Here is a 16,904-nt window from a genome sequence, read left to right on the forward strand (position 1 = left end):
CTTCCCACGGAGAGCTTCATGCTGCTCACGAAAAAAACGTCCCAAGTTCATCCCGCGCACCGCGCCGGCTCCGCGCGTTTTGTGCAGAGCCTGTCGCGAGGCCTCTCCAATGCCCTGCCCACCATGGATCGCCGCGCCTTTTTGCGCCGCTCCGGCATGGGCGTCGGCGTGGGCCTGGCCGCGACGCAACTGAGCCTGGTCAAAAAAGCCGGGGCGGCCACGCCCGGCGCAACTTCCGATGGCACGGGCAAGATCGAAGTCAAGCGCACGGTGTGCGGCCATTGCTCGGTAGGCTGCGCGGTCGACGCCGTGGTCGAAAACGGCGTCTGGGTGCGCCAGGAGCCGGTGTTCGACTCGCCCATCAACCTGGGCGCGCACTGCGCCAAGGGCGCCGCGCTGCGCGAACACGGCCACGGCGAATACCGCCTGCGTTACCCCATGAAGCTGGTGAACGGCAAGTACGAGCGCATCAGCTGGGACACGGCGCTCAATGAAATCAGCGCCAGGCTGCTCGAGCTGCGCAAGGAAAGCGGCCCCGACTCGGTCTACTGGGTGGGATCGTCGAAGCACAACAACGAGCAGGCCTATTTGATGCGCAAGTTCGTGAGCTTCTGGGGCAGCAACAACTGCGACCACCAGGCCCGCATCTGCCACTCGACCACGGTGGCCGGCGTCGCCAACACCTGGGGCTACGGCGCCATGACCAACTCCTACAACGACATGCAGAACAGCAAGTGCGCGTTGTACATAGGCTCGAATGCGGCCGAGGCCCATCCGGTCAGCATGCTGCACATGCTGCACGCCAAGGAAACCGGCTGCAAGCTGATCGTGGTGGACCCGCGCTTCACGCGCACGGCGGCCAAGGCCGACGACTACGTGCGCATTCGCTCGGGCTCGGACATTCCTTTCCTCTTCGGTGTGCTGTACCACATCTTCAAGAACGGCTGGGAAGACAAAAAATACATCAACGACCGCGTCTACGGCATGGACAAGGTCAAGGCCGACGTGATGGCCAAGTGGACGCCCGACAAGGTACTGGAAGCCTGCGGCGTGGACGAGGCCACCACGCTCAAGGTGGCCACCATGATGAGCCAGAACCGCCCCAGCACCATCGTCTGGTGCATGGGCCAGACCCAGCACACCATAGGCAACGCCATCGTGCGCGCCTCCTGCATCCTGCAGCTGGCGCTGGGCAACGTCGGCAAGTCCGGCGGCGGCACGAATATTTTCCGCGGCCACGACAACGTGCAGGGCGCGACCGACGTCGGCCCCAACCCCGATTCGCTGCCCGGCTACTACGGCCTGGCCGAAGGCTCGTGGAAACATTTCGCCAAGATCTGGGGCGTGGACTTCGACTGGATCAAGGGCCGCTACGCCTCGGCCGCCATGATGGGCAAGCCCGGCATCACGGTATCGCGCTGGATAGACGGCGTGCTCGAGAAAAACGAACTCATAGACCAGGAGTCCAACCTGCGCGGCGTGTTCTTCTGGGGCCATGCGCCCAATTCGCAGACGCGCGGGCTCGAGATGAAACGGGCCATGGACAAGCTGGACCTGCTGGTGGTGGTCGATCCCTATCCCTCGGCCACCGCGGCCATGGCCGCCATGCCCGGCAAGGCCGAAGACCAGAACCCCAAGCGCGCGGTCTATCTGCTGCCGGCCGCCACGCAGTTCGAGACCAGCGGCTCGGTGACCGCCTCCAACCGTTCGCTGCAATGGCGCGAGAAAGTCATAGAGCCGCTGTGGGAAAGCCGCAGCGACCACATGATCATGCACCAGTTCGCTGAAAAACTCGGCTTCGCCAAGGAGCTGTCCAAGAACTACAAGATGCAAAAGGTCAAGGGCATGGATGAGCCCGTGCCCGAGGACATCCTGCGCGAGATCAACAAGACCTGCTGGACCATAGGCTATACCGGCCAGAGCCCGGAGCGCCTGAAGGCGCACATGCGCAATATGCACCTGTTCGACGTCAAGACCCTCAAGTCCAAAGGCGGCAAGGACAAGGAAACCGGCTACGACACGACGGGCGACTATTTCGGCCTGCCCTGGCCATGCTACGGCACCCCGGAGCTCAAGCACCCCGGCTCGCCCAATCTTTATGACACCTCCAAACACGTCATGGACGGCGGCGGCAACTTCCGCGCCAACTTCGGCGTTGAGAAAGACGGCGTCAACCTGCTGGCCGAAGACGGCTCGTGTTCGCTGGGCGCCGAGATCAACACAGGCTACCCCGAGTTCGACCACCTGCTGCTCAAGAAACTGGGCTGGTGGGACGACCTGACCGACGCCGAAAAAACCGCGGCCGAGGGCAAGAACTGGAAGACCGACTCTTCCGGCGGCATCATCCGCGTCACCATGAAGCTGCACGGCTGCCATGTGTTCGGCAACGCCAAGGCGCGCGCCGTGGTCTGGAACTTCCCCGACGCGATCCCGCAGCACCGCGAGCCGCTGTATGGCAACCGCGCCGACCTGCAGGCCAAGTACCCCACGCATGACGACAAGAAAGCCTTCTGGCGCATGCCCACGCTGTACAAGACCATCCAGCAGAAAAACATCGCCGACAAGGTGCACGAGAAATTCCCGCTGGTCATGACCTCGGGCCGGCTCGTCGAGTACGAAGGCGGCGGCGAGGAAACCCGCTCCAACCCCTGGCTGGCCGAGCTGCAGCAGGAAATGTTCATCGAGATCAACCCCAAGGTGGCCGCCGAAAAAGGCATACGCAACGGCGAACGCGCCTGGGTCAGCACTCCCACGGGCGCGCGCCTGAACGTGCAGGCCATGGTGACCGAGCGCGTAGGCCCCGACACGGTGTTCATGCCCTTCCACTTCTCGGGCCGCTGGCAGGGCGCCGACATGCTGGCCTACTACCCCAACGGCGCGGCGCCCGTGGTGCGCGGCGAGGCCATCAACACGGCCACCACCTATGGCTACGACAGCGTCACGATGATGCAGGAAACAAAAACAACCGTCTGCAACGTCGAGAAAGCATAAGGAATCACCATGGCACGCATGAAATTTGTCTGTGACGCCGAGCGCTGCATCGAATGCAACGGCTGCGTCACCGCCTGCAAAAACGAGAACGAGGTCCCCTGGGGTGTGAACCGCCGCCGCGTGGTGACGCTTAACGACGGTGTTCCCGGCGAAAAATCCATCTCGGTGGCTTGCATGCATTGCAGCGACGCGCCCTGCATGGCCGTCTGCCCGGTCAACTGCTTTTACCGCACCGACGAGGGCGTGGTGCTGCACGACAAGGACATTTGCATAGGCTGCGGCTACTGCTCTTATGCCTGCCCCTTCGGCGCGCCGCAGTTCCCGGCATCCGGTACTTTCGGCGTGCGCGGCAAGATGGACAAGTGCACCTTCTGCGCCGGCGGCCCCGAAGTCAACGGCAGCCAGGCCGAGTTTGAAAAATACGGACGCAACCGCCTGGCCGAAGGCAAGCTGCCGGCCTGCGCCGAAATGTGCTCGACCAAGGCCTTGCTGGCCGGCGATGGCGATGTGGTCGCCGACATCTTCCGCAACCGCGTGGTGCAGCGCGGCAAGGGGGCAGAAGTCTGGGGCTGGGGCACGGCCTATGGGTCCAAACAAGCGGGCCAGCCGCCCGCGGGAGCCAAATCATGAAGCGCCTCGCGATACTGGTTTGCCTCACGGCGGCCCTCACCGTCTTGGCCGCTTGCGGCGAAAAACCGCAAACCCTGGGTGGCGGCGCAAGAAGCGACACCGCGGCCTTCCAGGGCACCGACAACGCCTTCGCGGCGCCGGGCTGGACCAAGGGCGACAAGGCCAGCTGGGAGCAGGGCCTCAAGGCCCGGGCCCAGAACAGCCAGAACGAATACACCAAGACGGGCACGTCGAAATAGCGAGCGGAGGCCTTATGTTTCTTGCGCGACCCGTTCTCTTTCTGCTGGCAGCCGGCCTGGCCGGGCTGGCGGCCGCGCAGGCCCCTGCGCCGGCAGCCGCACCGCAGGCCCAGGGCGTTGTCGCTCCTGCCGCCGCGCCGGCGGCCACCAGCGGCATCCAGGGCCAGAACATTTTTGAAGTCAAGCCCGACGCCAGCGCCGATCCCAATTACGCCAAACAAAACAACGGCGAACGCGCCAAGGTCCAGCCCGGCAACAACGCGCCCATGTGGCGCCAGGTGGGCGAGGGCGTCACCGGCTACAGCAGCCTGCCCAAAAGCGAAGCGCCCGAAGCCGGCAACCTGATTCAGCCTTTTGTGCAGTACCCCGGCTCGCGCCTGACCAACGCCGGCGAAGCCTGGCGCCAGGTGCGCAACCACTGGATCATTCCCTACGGCGGCTCGCTGTTCCTGATCGTGTTGCTGGCGATCGCGATCTTTTACTTCAGCAAAGGCTCCATCAAAACCCACGGCGCAGACACCGGCCGCAAGATAGAACGCTTCACGCCTTTTGAGCGCGCCGCGCACTGGTCCAACGCGATCGCGTTTTCCATCCTGGCGATCTCCGGCCTGGTGATGGCCTTCGGCAAGTTCTTCCTGCAGCCCATTATTGGCGGCCTGCTGTTCGGCTGGCTCACCTGGGTGCTCAAGACCCTGCACAACTTCGCCGGCCCGCTGTTCGCGGTGTCGCTGGTGATCGTGTTCTTCACTTTCCTGCGCGACAACTGGCCGCAAAAAGGCGACCTGCACTGGCTGGCCAAGGGCGGCGGCCTGATTACGGGCGGCGAGGAACCGCCATCCAACCGTTTCAACGCGGGCGAAAAACTCATCTTCTGGGGCGGTGTGTTCTTGCTCGGCATCGTGGTCGTGTCCTCGGGCTTTGTGCTCGACAAGCTGCTGCCCGGCCTGGTTTACGAACGCGCCACCATGCAGGTCGCGCACATGGTGCATGCCGTGGCCACCGTGCTCATGATGTGCATGTTCCTCGGCCACATTTATCTGGGCACCATCGGCATGCAGGGCGCCTACAAGGCCATGCGCACCGGTTATGTCGACGAGACCTGGGCGAAGGAACACCACGAATACTGGTACGACGACATCAAGGCGGGCAACATTCCGGCGCAGCGCAGCACCACGCCTGTTGATCCACCCGGCCAGATCGCGCAAGCTTGAAGAGCGAAATGAGGACGCCATGAAAAAACTCCTGACCCTGGGCCTGCTGGCCGCCGCGTCGGCCGCGGTGCTGGCCAAACTGCCGCCGCTGAGCGACGAAGCCAAGGCCAAGGCCGCCGAAGCCGCCGCCAAGACGGCCTGGACCGGCAAGCTCGAGGCCTACCAGCTCTGCAAAACGCAGGACAAGGTGGCCGCCGCTTATTACAAATCGGCAAAAGCCGCCGGCAAGGAGACCAAGCCACCGACCCCAGCGCCTGCCTGCGCCGACCCCGGCCCCTTTGCTTACACCCCGCCTGAAGCCAAGCCGCTGGAAGCCGCCGGCGCGCATTCGCCGGCCGGCAATGCCACCAGCCCGCCCAGCACCAAACAACCGGACGCGGTCGGCAACCCCGCCAAGAAATCCTGAAGTTCTCTCACCTCCCCCGAGAAGCCGGCGCTGCAAAGGGCCGGCTTTTTTGTTGTAGTCTTGCCGCATGCCTTCGCCATCACCTTTGCCCCGCCTGACAAACGCCAGGGCGCCCCTGACCTGCGAGGTCCAGACCGTCAACGAATACGGCGAAACGCAGCAGGTCTCCATCCCGGCAGAGCGCGCACTCACGGTGTATGTCGACAAGCGTGAACTCGTGACCTTGATGACGCTGGGCGCGCATCCCGAGTTGCTGGTGCTCGGCTATTTGCGCAACCAGCGCCTGGTCAAGGATGTGGCCGACATCGACTCCATCACCGTGGACTGGGAGGTGGGCGCTGCCGCCGTCAAGACCCGCCACGGCATTGAGGACATCGAGGAAAAAACCGCGCGCCGCGTGGTCACCACCGGCTGCGGGCAGGGCAGCGTGTTTGGCGGCCTGATGGACGAGGTGGACGGCATCGTGCTGCCTGCCGACGCCCGCATCAGCCAGGGCCAGCTCTACGCCCTGGTCAACACCATACGGCTCAAGGAAACGACTTACAAATCCGCCGGCTCGGTACACGCCTGCGCGCTGTTTGCGATGACGGACGGCGACCCCGAAATGCTGCTGTTTGTCGAAGACGTGGGCCGCCACAACGCCATAGACACCATCGCCGGCTGGATCTGGATGCAGGACAGCCCTGTCGTGAGCAAATCGGACAAGGTGTTTTACACGACGGGCCGCCTCACCAGCGAAATGGTCATCAAGTCCGCGCAGATGGGCGTGCCCATCGTGGTCTCGCGCAGCGGCATCACGCAGATGGGCCATCAGGTCGCGCAGGCCGTGGGCCTGTGCGCGATTGGCCGCGCCACCAACAAGCGTTTTGTTTGTTATGCCAACCCGCAGCGGCTTGTGCTGCAGCCCGAACTCGCGGGCGCCAGGCCCGCATCTTTTTCCGCCACGCCAACATGACAGACGCCGACGTCCAGCCTACGATTCCCGCCGTTCCCGAAATCCCCTCCTCCCACGATGAAGGGCGGGGAGGGCAAGAAGGACAAGAAGGGCGTACCAGCCTGTCGCTGCTGCGCTGGGTGATCGAGGGCCTGCGGGCCGGCGTCTTTTTAAGGCCTCGCGTAGCCGGGGGCGTACCCTCGCCGCTGCAGCTGCTGCTCATTGCGGCCGGGGTGCTGGCCCTGGAACTGGCCCTGGCCCGGCTGGAAGTGGCCGGCCCCGCGCGCATGGATGTGCAGGCCTGGCTGTCGGGCTGGTGGACCATCGCCTTGTTCATCGGCCTGGCCTGGTGGGCCCTTCCCGCAGGGGTTTCGGCAACGCCTGCCGCGCCGGTCGAGGAAGCGGACGAGGCCGTTGAAGCCGGTTCCGGGCGCCCGAGCGGCATTGCCGCCTGCCTCGTCCTGTGGCTGCTCGCATCGCTGCCCAGCGCCGTGCTGTACCAGGGCCTGATCGCATCCGTCGCCCAGGGCTGGGTCCGGGCTGCGTTGTTTTCATCGGCCTGGCTGTACTGGGGGTTTTATGCGGTGTTCTCGGCCTGGGCGCTGGGCGCCGCCATCGTCCTGGTCGCGCGCTTTACCGGCTGGGCATGGCGCATGGCCTTGTTCGCGGCGGCCCTGGTGGCTTCCAGCGGCCTGACCGCCTGGCAGTTTGAAGCGCGCACCTGGCAGCCAGACTATGCCGCGCGCGGCGACGCCGAAGACCGGCCCCGGCTGCACCTGAGCCAGCAGACTTTTGAGGAACAGCAGGCGCTGTGGGAAAAAACCATGGCCGCCGTTGCGCGCGAACGGCCTGGTGTGACCGACGTGTACGCGTTGGTGTTCGCGCCCTATGCGGCGGAAGACGTGTTCCTGCGCGAAAGCACCATGGTCAGCCGCGTGCTGGCAGAGCGCTTTGACGCCGAGGGCCGCGTGGTGCAGCTGGTCAACCACGTCACCACCACGCAAACCCATCCCTGGGCCACCGCGCTCAACATGGAGCGCGCCATCGATGCGATCGCCCAGCGCATGGACCGCAACAACGACGTGCTGGTGGTTTACATGACTTCGCACGGCGCCAGTGACTTCAAGCTCTCCGCCTCTCACTGGCCGCTGGAAGTACCGCCCGTGAGCCCTGATGAACTCCGCGAGGCGCTCGACAGGTCCGGCATACGCCACCGCGTGATCGCGATTTCGGCCTGCTTCTCGGGCGGCTGGGCCGATGCCCTGGCCGGAGACACCACGCTGGTCATGACGGCGGCCGACGCCACCCACACGTCTTACGGTTGCGGCCGGCGCTCCGAGCTGACCTTCTTTGGCCGCGCCGTGTTTGACGAGCAACTGCGCAAGACGCATTCCTTCGAACAGGCTTTCGCGCGGGCCGTTCCGCTGATCAAGCAGCGCGAGATCGACGCCGGCAAGGAAGACGGCTTTTCCAACCCGCAGATCCGGGTGGGCGCGGGCATCGCGCCGGTGTTGCGCGCGCTGGAAAAGCGCCTGGATGCGCTGCCGCCGGCTGCCGCTGCGGCGCCGGCAACCGTGGCCAGTGCCGCGCGGCCCTGAGCGATCCCTCATAGCGGTTTGCATAACCCGGCTCTAAACCCGGCCATCGCCCAGTGACGCGGACTTTGCGTTATGGTCTGCGCATGAACACCCTTTTTCTCAAGCTGGGCTGGAAAACCATGCTGCGCGACCTGCACGCGGGCGAGTTGCGCCTGTTGATCGTGGCCGTCACCCTGGCCGTCGCGGCGCTCACGGCCGTCGGCTTTTTTGCCGACCGCCTCAAGGGCGGTTTGCAGCGCGATGCGCGCCAACTGCTGGGCGGCGACGCCGTGATCCGCAGCGACGGCCTGACGCCGGCCGCTTTTATCGCCAAAGCGCGCGAACTGGGCCTTCAAGGCATTTCCACCGTCACCTTTCCCACCATGGGCCGCGCCCCTGACGCCGACGGCGGTGCCAGCAAACTGGTGGCCTTCAAGGCCGTGCCCGAAGGCTATCCCCTGCGCGGCAGCATGAAGGTGGCCGGCAACGCCGAAGAGCCCGGCGCCGACACGCGCGAGGTGCCGGCACCCGGCACGGCCTGGGCCGATGCCTCGCTGCTCGACGCGCTGGGCCTCAAGCTGGGCCAGACGCTGCTCCTGGGTGATTCGAGCTTCAAGCTCACACGCATCATCGTGCAGGAGCCCGATCGCGGCGCGGGTTTCATCAGCTTTTCACCGCGCGTGATGGTCAACCAGGCCGACGTGAAGGCCACCAACCTGATACAGCCCGCCAGCCGCACCAACTACCGCTTTGCCGTCGCGGGCGATGACAAGGCGGTGAAGGCCTATGTGAAATGGGCCGACGCGGAAATCAAAAAACCTTTTGAACAATCAGGCGTGCGTGGCGTGCGCCTGGAGTCGCTCGAGTCGGGCAGTCCCGAGATGCGCCAGACGCTGGACCGGGCCGAGAAATTTCTGAACCTTGTGGCGCTGCTTGCGGCCTTGCTGAGCGCGGTCGCTGTGGCGATTGTGGCGCGCGGCTTCGCGGCCAAGCATCTTGACGATTGCGCCATGCTGCGCGTGCTGGGCCAGCCTCAGCGCACCATTGCGCTGGCCTACGCGTTTGAGTTTGTGCTGGCAGGCCTCTTTGCCAGCGCGTTGGGCGTGGCCCTGGGTTTTGCCGTGCACTACGGCTTTGTGCTGCTGCTGGCCGGCCTGGTCGAAACCGTCTTGCCGGCGGCCACGTTCTGGCCGGTGCTGTTCGGCATGGGCATGGGCCTCACGCTGCTGCTGGCCTTCGGCCTGCCGCCCGTGCTGCAGCTGGCCCAGGTGCCGCCATTGCGCGTCATCCGCCGCGACGTCGGCAACCTCAAACCCGCCTCGCTCGCGGTGCTCGGTGTGGGCATGGCGGGCTTTGCGGCCCTGCTGGTGGCCGCCAGCAGCGACCTGAAGCTGGGCCTGATCGCCGTGGGCGGCTTTGCCGGCGCGGTGCTGGTATTTGCCGTCGCGAGTTTCGCCGCAGTCAAGCTGCTGCGCGCCAGCGTGCATGAGGCCACCGCGCCGCGCTGGCTGGTACTGGCCACGCGACAGCTGTCGGCGCGGCCGGTGTACGCCGTGGTGCAGACCAGTGCGCTGGCCGTGGGCCTGCTGGCGCTGATGCTGCTGGTGCTGCTGCGCACCGACCTCATCAGCAGTTGGCGCAGGGCCACGCCGCCCGATGCGCCCAACCGCTTTGTCATCAACGTGCAACCTGAGCAGGGCGAAGCCTTCCAGCAGGCCTTGCGCGACGGCGGCGTGAAAAAATTCGACTGGTACCCCATGATCCGGGGTCGCCTGGTGGCGGTCAACGGCAAGCCCGTCACGCCCGACGATTACGAGGACGACCGCGCCAAGCGCCTGGTGGACCGCGAGTTCAATCTCTCCAACAGCGCGGACATGCCCTCGCACAACCAGACCAGCGGCGGGCGCTGGACGCCCGGCGAAAAAGACGCCATCAGCGTCGAGGACGGCCTGGCCAAAACCCTGGGCCTCAAGCTGGGAGACACGCTGCGCTTTGACATAGGCGGCCAGGCCAGCGAAGCCAAAATCACCAGCCTGCGCAAGGTTGATTGGGGTTCGATGCGCGTCAATTTTTTTGTGATGTACACGGTCGCCAAGCTGCCGGCCGACGTGCCGGTCTCTTTCATCAGCGCCTTCCGTGCGCCCGAGCCGGCTGCTGTTGCCGCCGGCCTGCCGCGCCCGCAAAGTTTTGACAACACCCTGGTCAAGGCCTTTCCCAACATCACCAATGTCGACATGAGCAGTACGCTGGCCCAGGTGCAGCGCGTGCTCGACCAGGTGATACGCGCGGTGGAATTTTTGTTCGGCTTCACGCTCGCCGCCGGCCTGGTCGTTCTGTTCGCCGCCATCACCGCCACCCGCGAAGAACGCGCCCGCGAATTCGCCATCATGCGGGCGGTCGGGGCGCGATCCTCCTTGCTGCGGCAGGTGCAGCGGGCCGAGCTGGCGGGTGTTGGCCTGCTGGCCGGCTTCCTGGCCTCTGTCGTTGCGCTGGCTGTGGGATGGGGCTTGGCGCGGTTTGTGTTTGAGTTCAGCTGGACGGGGTCGTGGACTGTGCCTTTGATGGGCAGCCTGGCGGGGGCTGTGTTGGCTTTGGCGGCGGGGTGGTGGGGGTTGAGGTCGGTTTTGAATACGCCAGTGGTGGAGACACTTAGGAAGGCGCAGTGATGGGCGCCTTCCGAACTCCGTTTGGGATGGACCTCGCCCCGTTCGGGCTGGGCTCTACCCCGTTCGGGCTGAGCTTGTCGAAGCCTGCTTCCCTGTCTCCCGTTCGTGCTGAGGTATCGAAGCATTTGGTCGTTTTGAAGCTGTTGTTGTTTTAAGTTCCGGAGCCGGGTCTCGCCCCGGCGGGCGACTTACTTTCTTTTGCTTCGCCAAAAGAACGTAAGCAAAGAAAAGGCGACCCTGGTTCCTGCGTCCCTGCGCTTCGCTTCGGGCAACCTGCGGTGCTCGGTCCAGACGGGGTCAAAAACAACTCGCTTCGCTCAAACACGTTTTTGCCCTGATCCGTCTGGCCCTGCGCTCCTCGGCGCATCCACAAGGGGTGGGGACAGTAATACAGAACAACCGAAGACAGGATGCTGTTGGATTAGCCCTAGGCCTGAATCGGGCCGCTGCTCCTTCGATAATCTCTCCATGCAGATAGAAGAACGTCCTCCCGGAAATCCCCCTTTCGAAACTCCTTTTGCCTGGATAGGCGGTGAGGAGCGCGTCAAGGCGCTGGTTGAGCGCTTTTATGACCTGATGGACCTGGAGCCGGGCTACAAAGCCCTGCGCGCTGCGCATGGCAGCACGCTGGACAATGCTCGCCAGCGGCTGTTCTGGTTTTTGTGTGGCTGGCTGGGCGGGCCGCAGTACTACACCGACCGCTTCGGCCATCCGCGCCTGCGCATGCGCCACATGCCGCAGCAGACCGGCGGCGGCTCTATCGGGATTGCCGAGCGGGATCAGTGGCTGGCCTGCATGGACCAGGCCATGCGTGAGACCGGGGTGGACGAGGGCCTGCGTGTGCGGCTCAATGCGTCTTTTTTCCAGACGGCCGACTGGATGCGTAACAGGGGCGAGTAGGTAATCGGCAGCGGGGCGACAGCTTCAACTCTGCGCCAATAGCACCACCAGCGCCCCAGCGCCGCCTTCGGCAGGCCTGGCCTGTACAAAGGCCAGCACTTCCTGTTTCTGGATCAGCCAGCTCTGCACCTTGCCCTTGAGCACCGGCGTCTTGCCGGGTGAGCCCAAACCTTTGCCGTGCACCACGCGCACGCAGCGCCAGCCCACCTTGTGGGCATCCTTGATGAAGTCGGCCAACGCCTCGCGCGCGTCCTCGCGGCGCAGGCCGTGCAGGTCGAGCTGGCCCTGTATGCTCCAGCCGCCGCGGCGCAGTTTGCGCACCACGTCAGGCCCCATGCCGGGCCGCCTGAAGCTCAGCGCCTCGTCGGTGTCCAGCAGGGTCTCCACATCGAACTCGTCGGAAATCGCCTCGCGCATCACCGCGAGTTCGTCGCGCTGCTGTTGCACCGGGATGGGCGCGGCTTGCGTTGCCGGCAATGACGCCTTGTGGCCGGGCAGGTGTTTGGCGGGCAAGGCCTTCACGGGGCCAACGGCGCGCGAGAAAAGTTCTTTCTCGGCTTTGGCTTTGGCGGCAGCGGCGGCCTTTGCGGCAGCGGCTTCTTTCTCAAGCCGGGCCCGGGTTTCGATTTCCCGCTTGACGGCCTTGAGGTCCTGCAGGCTTTTGAGGGCGGGGGATTTCATGAGCCAACCTTACAACAATCCCAGTTCAGCCATGGAAACCGCCTGCGTGCTTGTCACCACAAAGTGGTCAAGCACGCGCACATCCACCAGTGCGAGTGCGGACTTGAGGTTGTGCGTGAGTGCTTCGTCGGCGCGAGAAGGTTGGGCTGACCCGCTGGGGTGGTTGTGGGCCAGCACCACGCTGGCGGCGTTCAGGGCCAGGGCCCGGATGACGACCTCGCGCGGGTAGACGGAGGTTTGCGTCAGCGTGCCGCGAAACAGTTCTTCCAGTGCGATCAGGCGGTTCTGGCTGTCCAGGAACAGGATGGCGAACACCTCGTGCGGCCGGTTGCCCAGCTGCAGCTGGAGGTAGTCGCGCACCGCCTGGGGTGTTTCGAACACGGTTTTCTGCCGGAGGTTTTCGGCCAGTGCACGCCGGGCGAGTTCCAGCACGGCGACCAGCTGCGAGCGCTTGGCTGCGCCGCCCAGTCCCTTGACACGCTGCAGGTCCGCGGCCGTGGTGTGCAGCAGGCCGGCCACGCCGCCGAAGGTGCCCAGCAGCTCCTGGCTCATTTGCAGCACGTTTTTGCCGGGGATGCCGGTGCGCAGCAGCAGGGCCAGCAATTCGGCGTCGCTGAGCGCGCCGGGGCCGCGGGCCAGCAGTTTTTCACGGGGGCGGCTGTCTTGGGGCAGGTCTTTCAGGATCATTGGGTCGATCTCTTCTTGTTGTGGGTTGGCGCGGCGGCCAGGGAATCCGTCGCGCAAAAAGGCCAAAAAACCGGGTTTGGCCCGGCCAGGCCGTCCTTTCTACAATAGAGGCAGTTTACAAACATTGGCCCGCCGTTGCGGCCGGCCCCGAAAGCCCCAGCCCTATGTCCACTGTGGAACTCTCCGCCGCCCCCCTGATCGAGCAGGGCTCTTTCCTGACCCTGCACTACCGCATGGCCGGGCCTTCGGTGGACGGCAAACCAGGCGCCGACATCATCAACACCTTTGACGGAAAGCCCGCCACGCTGAGCCTTGGCACCGGTGAGCTCTCGCCCGCTATCGAGCAACGCCTGCTGGGCCTGCCCGAAGGCACGCGCACCACGTTTGAGCTGCCGGCCGGCGAGGCTTTCGGCGAGCGCAACCCGGAGCTGGTGCAATGGGTGGCGCGCAAGCTGCTCAATGAACTGGGCGACCCGGACGAGCAGTACAAGGTCGGCGACGTGGTGCAGTTCCCCACGCCCGACGGCATGGGCCAGTACGCCGGCGCGGTGCAGCAGGTCAAGCCGGATGGCGATGCGGTGCAATTCGATTTCAATCACCCGCTGGCCGGCCAGCCTGTGGTGTTTGAAGTGCAAGTGATAGGCGTGTTATGACTGAACAGAAGAAACTCCCGCAGGAAATCCTGCTGGCCGAGCCTCGCGGTTTCTGCGCCGGCGTGGACCGTGCCATTGAAATCGTCGAACGCGCGCTGACGAAATTCGGCAGGCCGATTTATGTGCGCCACGAGATCGTGCACAACACCTACGTCGTCAACGACCTCAAGGAAAAAGGCGCGATCTTCATCGAGGAACTGGACGACGTGCCGCCCGGCGCCACGCTGGTGTTCAGCGCTCACGGCGTGAGCCAGGCCATCCAGAAAGAGGCCGAGCGCCGCGGCTTCCAGATTTTCGACGCCACCTGCCCGCTGGTGACCAAGGTGCATGTGGAAGTCGCCAAGCTGCACAAGGAAGGTTACGAGTTCATCATGATCGGCCACAAGGGCCACCCCGAGGTCGAAGGCACCATGGGCCAGCTCGACAGCGGCATCCACCTGGTGGAAGACGCAGCCGACGTGTGGCGCATCGCCCCGGCCCAGACCGAGCGCCTGGCTGTGGTCACGCAGACCACGCTGAGCGTGGACGACGCGGCGGAGATCAGCGCCGCCGTGAAGCAGCGCTTTCCGCAGGTGCGCGAGCCCAAGCAGCAGGACATCTGCTACGCCACGCAGAACCGGCAGGACGCCGTCAAGGTGCTGAGCCCGCAGGTCGACATCCTCATTGTGGTCGGCAGCCCGACCAGCTCCAACAGCAACCGCCTGCGCGAACTCGCCGCCAAGCTGGGCACCGAGGCCTATATGGTCGACGATGCCAGCGAACTCAAGGAAGCATGGTTTGAGGGCAAGGGCCGGGTCGGCCTCACCGCCGGCGCCTCGGCGCCCGAGATCCTCGTCAAGCAGGTAATAGACCGCATCAAGGCGCTGGGCGCGGTGTCGGTGCGCAAGATGGACGGCATCGAGGAGACCATCAAGTTCCCGCTGCCCAAGGGCCTGAAGCTGGACGCGCAAGGCCATATGCTGGAAGTCAACGACAGCCAGCTCCACCAACTCACCTGATTCCTCTCACCCATGACCGATCGCGACCACATCGAGCGCTGCCTGCGCACGTTCAAGGCCGGCTACAGCCATTTCATCCGCCAGACCCCCCTGTGGCAACTGCCCGGCAAGGCGCTGGGCGTGGAATGCGGCGAGGTCTGGCTCAAGCTCGAGCACCTGCAGACCGGCGGCAGCTTCAAGGCGCGCGGCATGCTCAACCGCCTGCTGTCCAATCCCATCCCGGCCAGCGGCGTGATCGTGGCCTCAGGCGGCAATGCCGGCATCGCCACCGCGGCCGCGGCCCGTGAGCTGGGTGTGCGTTGCGAAGTGTTTGTGCCCGAAGTCTCTCCCCCCGCCAAGCGCGCCAAGCTGGCCGCGCTGGGTGCCGAGGTGGTGGTGACGGGCGCCGCGTATGCCGACGCGCTCAAGGCCTGCCTGTTGCGCCAGCAGGAGACCGGCGCGCTGCTGACCCATGCCTACGACCAGCCCGAAGTGCTGGCCGGCGCCGGCACCATGGCCGCGGAAATCGAACAGCAGGGCGGTGTGCCCGACTCGGTGCTGGTCAGCGTGGGCGGCGGCGGCCTGATAGGCGGCGTGGCCGCTTGGTTCGAGCAGCGCAGCCGCGTCGTCGCGCTGGAGCCTGAATTGGCGCCCACGCTCTACAAGGCCCGCGAGGCCGGCGAGCCGGTGGACGTCGCCGTCAGCGGCATCGCCGCCGATTCGCTGGGCGCCAGGCGCATAGGCAGCCTGTCGTGGGAGGTCACCCAGGCCCATGTGCGCGACGCGCTGCTGCTGACGGACGAATCCATACGCGCGGCGCAGCTCTGGCTCTGGAAAGAACTCAAGCTGGCCGTCGAGCCCGCCGCGGCCCTGCCGCTGGCCGCGCTGCAAAGCGGCCGCTACCGGCCGCGCGCGGATGAAAAAGTCTGCCTCATCATCTGCGGCGCCAACCTGGACCCGGCCAGCCTGAACTGAGCCCGCAAAGGCGCCACAAATACAATCAAGCCATGCTAGACATCAACCTGCTCCGCAAAGACCTGCCCTCGGCTATTCGCCGCCTGGAAACCCGCAAGACGCCGCAGACCTTCCTCAATGTAGAGGCCTTCCAGGCCCTGGAGGCCGAACGCAAGGCCCTGCAGATCCGCACCGAAGAGCTGCAGAACCAGCGCAACACCCTGTCCAAGCAGATCGGCCAGCTCAAGTCCAAGGGGGAAGACGCCAGTGCCGTCATGGCGCAAGTGAGCGCTTCCAAAGCTGAACTCGAATCCTCCGCCGCCCGGCTCGACCAGATCCAGGCCGACATGCAAGGCCTGCTGCTGGCTGTGCCCAACCTGCCGCACGAAAGCGTGCCCCAGGGCGCGGGCGAAGCCGGCAATGTCGAAGTGCGCAAGTGGAGCCCCGTCGAAGGCCCGGGCGGCGAGCCTGCCGCCTTCGCCTTTGAAGTCAAAGACCACGTCGACGTGGGCCAGCCCCTGGGCCTGGACTTTGAGCTCGGCACCAAATTGACGGGCGCGCGTTTCACCGTCATGAAGGGCCCGCTGGCGCGCCTGCATCGCGCGCTCGCGCAGTTCATGCTCGACGTGCAGACCCAGGAACACGGCTACACCGAGTGCTACACGCCCTACATCGTCAACGGGGACTCGTTGCGCGGCACCGGCCAGCTGCCCAAGTTTGAAGAAGACCTGTTCGCCGTCAAGAAGGGCGGGCAAGAGGGCGCGGCCGAAGCCGAAAGCGTCTCGCTGTACCTGATCCCCACCTCCGAGGTGTCGCTGACCAACTTCGTGCGCGATGAAATCGTCGCCGAGGCGGACCTGCCGCTGCAGTTCACCGCGCACACGCCGTGCTTCCGCTCCGAAGCCGGCAGCTACGGCCGCGACACGCGCGGCATGATCCGCCAGCACCAGTTCGACAAGGTCGAGATGGTGCAGGTCACCCACCCCGACAAAAGCTACGAGGCGCTCGAAGCCATGACCGGCCACGCCGAAGCCATCCTGCAAAAGCTGGGCCTGCCTTACCGCGTCATGCTGCTGTGCACCGGCGACATGGGTTTTGGCGCCACCAAGACCTACGACCTGGAAGTCTGGCTGCCCGCGCAGAACACCTACCGCGAAATCAGCTCGGTCTCCAACTGCGAAGCCTTCCAGGCGCGCCGCCTGCAGGCCCGCTTCAAGAACGCCCAGGGCAAGAACGAATTCGTCCACACCCTCAACGGCTCCGGCCTGGCCGTGGGCCGCACCCTGGTGGCCGTGCTGGAGAACTACCAGCTGGCCGACGGCTCCGTTGCCGTGCCGGAGGTGCTGCAGCCCTATATGGGCGGCATCAAGGTGCTGGCTCCCGCTGGAAAGTAGGGTC

General features: G+C 65.3%; 15 protein-coding genes. 13 read left to right on the top strand and 2 right to left on the bottom strand.

The genetic code is table 11. The features are described 5' to 3' along the window. The first annotated feature begins 18 nt into the window (after positions 1 to 18). From AC1DXS_RS09885 to AC1DXS_RS09925, 9 genes are all read left to right on the top strand, one after another. Positions 19 to 2,991: a formate dehydrogenase subunit alpha gene (locus tag AC1DXS_RS09885; RefSeq protein ID WP_477737336.1), complete on the top strand. Its 2,973-nt coding sequence runs from the start codon at positions 19 to 21 to the stop codon at positions 2,989 to 2,991. A gap of 9 nt (positions 2,992 to 3,000) precedes the next feature. Further along, positions 3,001 to 3,621: a formate dehydrogenase FDH3 subunit beta gene (fdh3B, locus tag AC1DXS_RS09890; RefSeq protein WP_477737337.1), complete on the top strand. Its 621-nt coding sequence runs from the start codon at positions 3,001 to 3,003 to the stop codon at positions 3,619 to 3,621. After that, complete coding sequence (locus tag AC1DXS_RS09895) at positions 3,618 to 3,860, top strand: hypothetical protein (protein WP_477737338.1); 243 nt, start codon at positions 3,618 to 3,620, stop codon at positions 3,858 to 3,860. The genes fdh3B and AC1DXS_RS09895 overlap by 4 nt, the downstream gene beginning before the upstream one ends. Positions 3,861 to 3,874: 14 nt before the next feature. Further along, positions 3,875 to 5,071 (top strand): formate dehydrogenase subunit gamma, encoded by a 1,197-nt coding sequence (locus AC1DXS_RS09900; RefSeq protein ID WP_477737339.1) that lies wholly within the window; start codon positions 3,875 to 3,877, stop codon positions 5,069 to 5,071. A 19-nt stretch (positions 5,072 to 5,090) separates the two neighbouring features. Next, positions 5,091 to 5,477 carry a hypothetical protein gene (locus AC1DXS_RS09905; protein WP_477737340.1) on the top strand — a complete coding sequence of 129 codons (387 nt, stop codon included), beginning with the start codon at positions 5,091 to 5,093 and terminating at the stop codon, positions 5,475 to 5,477. Between the two features lie 67 nt (positions 5,478 to 5,544). Further along, positions 5,545 to 6,432 (top strand): formate dehydrogenase accessory sulfurtransferase FdhD, encoded by an 888-nt coding sequence (locus AC1DXS_RS09910; protein ID WP_477737341.1) that lies wholly within the window; start codon positions 5,545 to 5,547, stop codon positions 6,430 to 6,432. Further along, on the top strand, positions 6,429 to 8,009 hold the full coding sequence (locus AC1DXS_RS09915) for a C13 family peptidase (protein WP_477737342.1): 1,581 nt from the start codon (positions 6,429 to 6,431) through the stop codon (positions 8,007 to 8,009). The genes AC1DXS_RS09910 and AC1DXS_RS09915 overlap by 4 nt, the downstream gene beginning before the upstream one ends. 83 nt (positions 8,010 to 8,092) lie before the next feature. Continuing rightward, positions 8,093 to 10,654: an ABC transporter permease gene (locus tag AC1DXS_RS09920; protein WP_477737343.1), complete on the top strand. Its 2,562-nt coding sequence runs from the start codon at positions 8,093 to 8,095 to the stop codon at positions 10,652 to 10,654. Between the two features lie 468 nt (positions 10,655 to 11,122). After that, complete coding sequence (locus tag AC1DXS_RS09925; RefSeq protein ID WP_477737344.1) at positions 11,123 to 11,554, top strand: group II truncated hemoglobin; 432 nt, start codon at positions 11,123 to 11,125, stop codon at positions 11,552 to 11,554. 24 nt (positions 11,555 to 11,578) lie between these two features. Here AC1DXS_RS09925 and AC1DXS_RS09930 read toward each other — a convergent pair whose 3' ends face one another. Together AC1DXS_RS09930 and radC are read right to left on the bottom strand one after the other, a co-directional pair. Then, positions 11,579 to 12,235 carry a Smr/MutS family protein gene (locus AC1DXS_RS09930; RefSeq protein WP_477737345.1) on the bottom strand — a complete coding sequence of 219 codons (657 nt, stop codon included), beginning with the start codon at positions 12,233 to 12,235 and terminating at the stop codon, positions 11,579 to 11,581. Positions 12,236 to 12,244: 9 nt separating this feature from the next. After that, the gene (gene radC, locus AC1DXS_RS09935; protein WP_477737346.1) at positions 12,245 to 12,922 is read right to left on the bottom strand and encodes a RadC family protein; all 678 of its coding nucleotides are present in this window, start codon (positions 12,920 to 12,922) and stop codon (positions 12,245 to 12,247) included. 164 nt (positions 12,923 to 13,086) lie between these two features. Here radC and AC1DXS_RS09940 point away from each other — a divergent pair, with 164 nt between their 5' ends. The 4 genes from AC1DXS_RS09940 to serS are packed head-to-tail and all read left to right on the top strand — an operon-like array spanning position 13,087 to position 16,900. Further along, entirely contained in the window at positions 13,087 to 13,575 is a 489-nt protein-coding gene (locus tag AC1DXS_RS09940) for an FKBP-type peptidyl-prolyl cis-trans isomerase (RefSeq protein WP_477737347.1), read from the top strand. After that, positions 13,572 to 14,573, top strand: coding sequence for a 4-hydroxy-3-methylbut-2-enyl diphosphate reductase (ispH, locus tag AC1DXS_RS09945; RefSeq protein ID WP_477737348.1), 1,002 nt, complete (start codon positions 13,572 to 13,574; stop codon positions 14,571 to 14,573). The genes AC1DXS_RS09940 and ispH overlap by 4 nt, the downstream gene beginning before the upstream one ends. Positions 14,574 to 14,585: 12 nt before the next feature. Further along, positions 14,586 to 15,527 carry a threonine/serine dehydratase gene (locus tag AC1DXS_RS09950; protein WP_477737349.1) on the top strand — a complete coding sequence of 314 codons (942 nt, stop codon included), beginning with the start codon at positions 14,586 to 14,588 and terminating at the stop codon, positions 15,525 to 15,527. 32 nt (positions 15,528 to 15,559) lie between these two features. Then, on the top strand, positions 15,560 to 16,900 hold the full coding sequence (gene serS, locus AC1DXS_RS09955; RefSeq protein ID WP_477737350.1) for a serine--tRNA ligase: 1,341 nt from the start codon (positions 15,560 to 15,562) through the stop codon (positions 16,898 to 16,900). Positions 16,901 to 16,904 lie beyond the last annotated feature (4 nt).

The sequence above is a fragment of the Polaromonas sp. P3_B1 genome (genome assembly GCF_056402935.1).

What these genes read in the sequence shown, in the direction of transcription:
- ispH (WP_477737348.1), top strand. Translation starts at nt 13,572, where the DNA reads ATGACTGAACAGAAGAAACTCCCGCAGGAAATCCTGCTGGCCGAGCCT.
- AC1DXS_RS09915 (WP_477737342.1), top strand. Translation starts at nt 6,429, where the DNA reads ATGACAGACGCCGACGTCCAGCCTACGATTCCCGCCGTTCCCGAAATC.
- AC1DXS_RS09940 (WP_477737347.1), top strand. Translation starts at nt 13,087, where the DNA reads ATGTCCACTGTGGAACTCTCCGCCGCCCCCCTGATCGAGCAGGGCTCT.
- radC (WP_477737346.1), bottom strand. Translation starts at nt 12,922, where the DNA reads ATGATCCTGAAAGACCTGCCCCAAGACAGCCGCCCCCGTGAAAAACTG.
- AC1DXS_RS09925 (WP_477737344.1), top strand. Translation starts at nt 11,123, where the DNA reads ATGCAGATAGAAGAACGTCCTCCCGGAAATCCCCCTTTCGAAACTCCT.
- AC1DXS_RS09910 (WP_477737341.1), top strand. Translation starts at nt 5,545, where the DNA reads ATGCCTTCGCCATCACCTTTGCCCCGCCTGACAAACGCCAGGGCGCCC.
- AC1DXS_RS09905 (WP_477737340.1), top strand. Translation starts at nt 5,091, where the DNA reads ATGAAAAAACTCCTGACCCTGGGCCTGCTGGCCGCCGCGTCGGCCGCG.
- AC1DXS_RS09885 (WP_477737336.1), top strand. Translation starts at nt 19, where the DNA reads ATGCTGCTCACGAAAAAAACGTCCCAAGTTCATCCCGCGCACCGCGCC.
- AC1DXS_RS09895 (WP_477737338.1), top strand. Translation starts at nt 3,618, where the DNA reads ATGAAGCGCCTCGCGATACTGGTTTGCCTCACGGCGGCCCTCACCGTC.
- AC1DXS_RS09950 (WP_477737349.1), top strand. Translation starts at nt 14,586, where the DNA reads ATGACCGATCGCGACCACATCGAGCGCTGCCTGCGCACGTTCAAGGCC.
- fdh3B (WP_477737337.1), top strand. Translation starts at nt 3,001, where the DNA reads ATGGCACGCATGAAATTTGTCTGTGACGCCGAGCGCTGCATCGAATGC.
- AC1DXS_RS09920 (WP_477737343.1), top strand. Translation starts at nt 8,093, where the DNA reads ATGAACACCCTTTTTCTCAAGCTGGGCTGGAAAACCATGCTGCGCGAC.
- AC1DXS_RS09930 (WP_477737345.1), bottom strand. Translation starts at nt 12,235, where the DNA reads ATGAAATCCCCCGCCCTCAAAAGCCTGCAGGACCTCAAGGCCGTCAAG.
- AC1DXS_RS09900 (WP_477737339.1), top strand. Translation starts at nt 3,875, where the DNA reads ATGTTTCTTGCGCGACCCGTTCTCTTTCTGCTGGCAGCCGGCCTGGCC.
- serS (WP_477737350.1), top strand. Translation starts at nt 15,560, where the DNA reads ATGCTAGACATCAACCTGCTCCGCAAAGACCTGCCCTCGGCTATTCGC.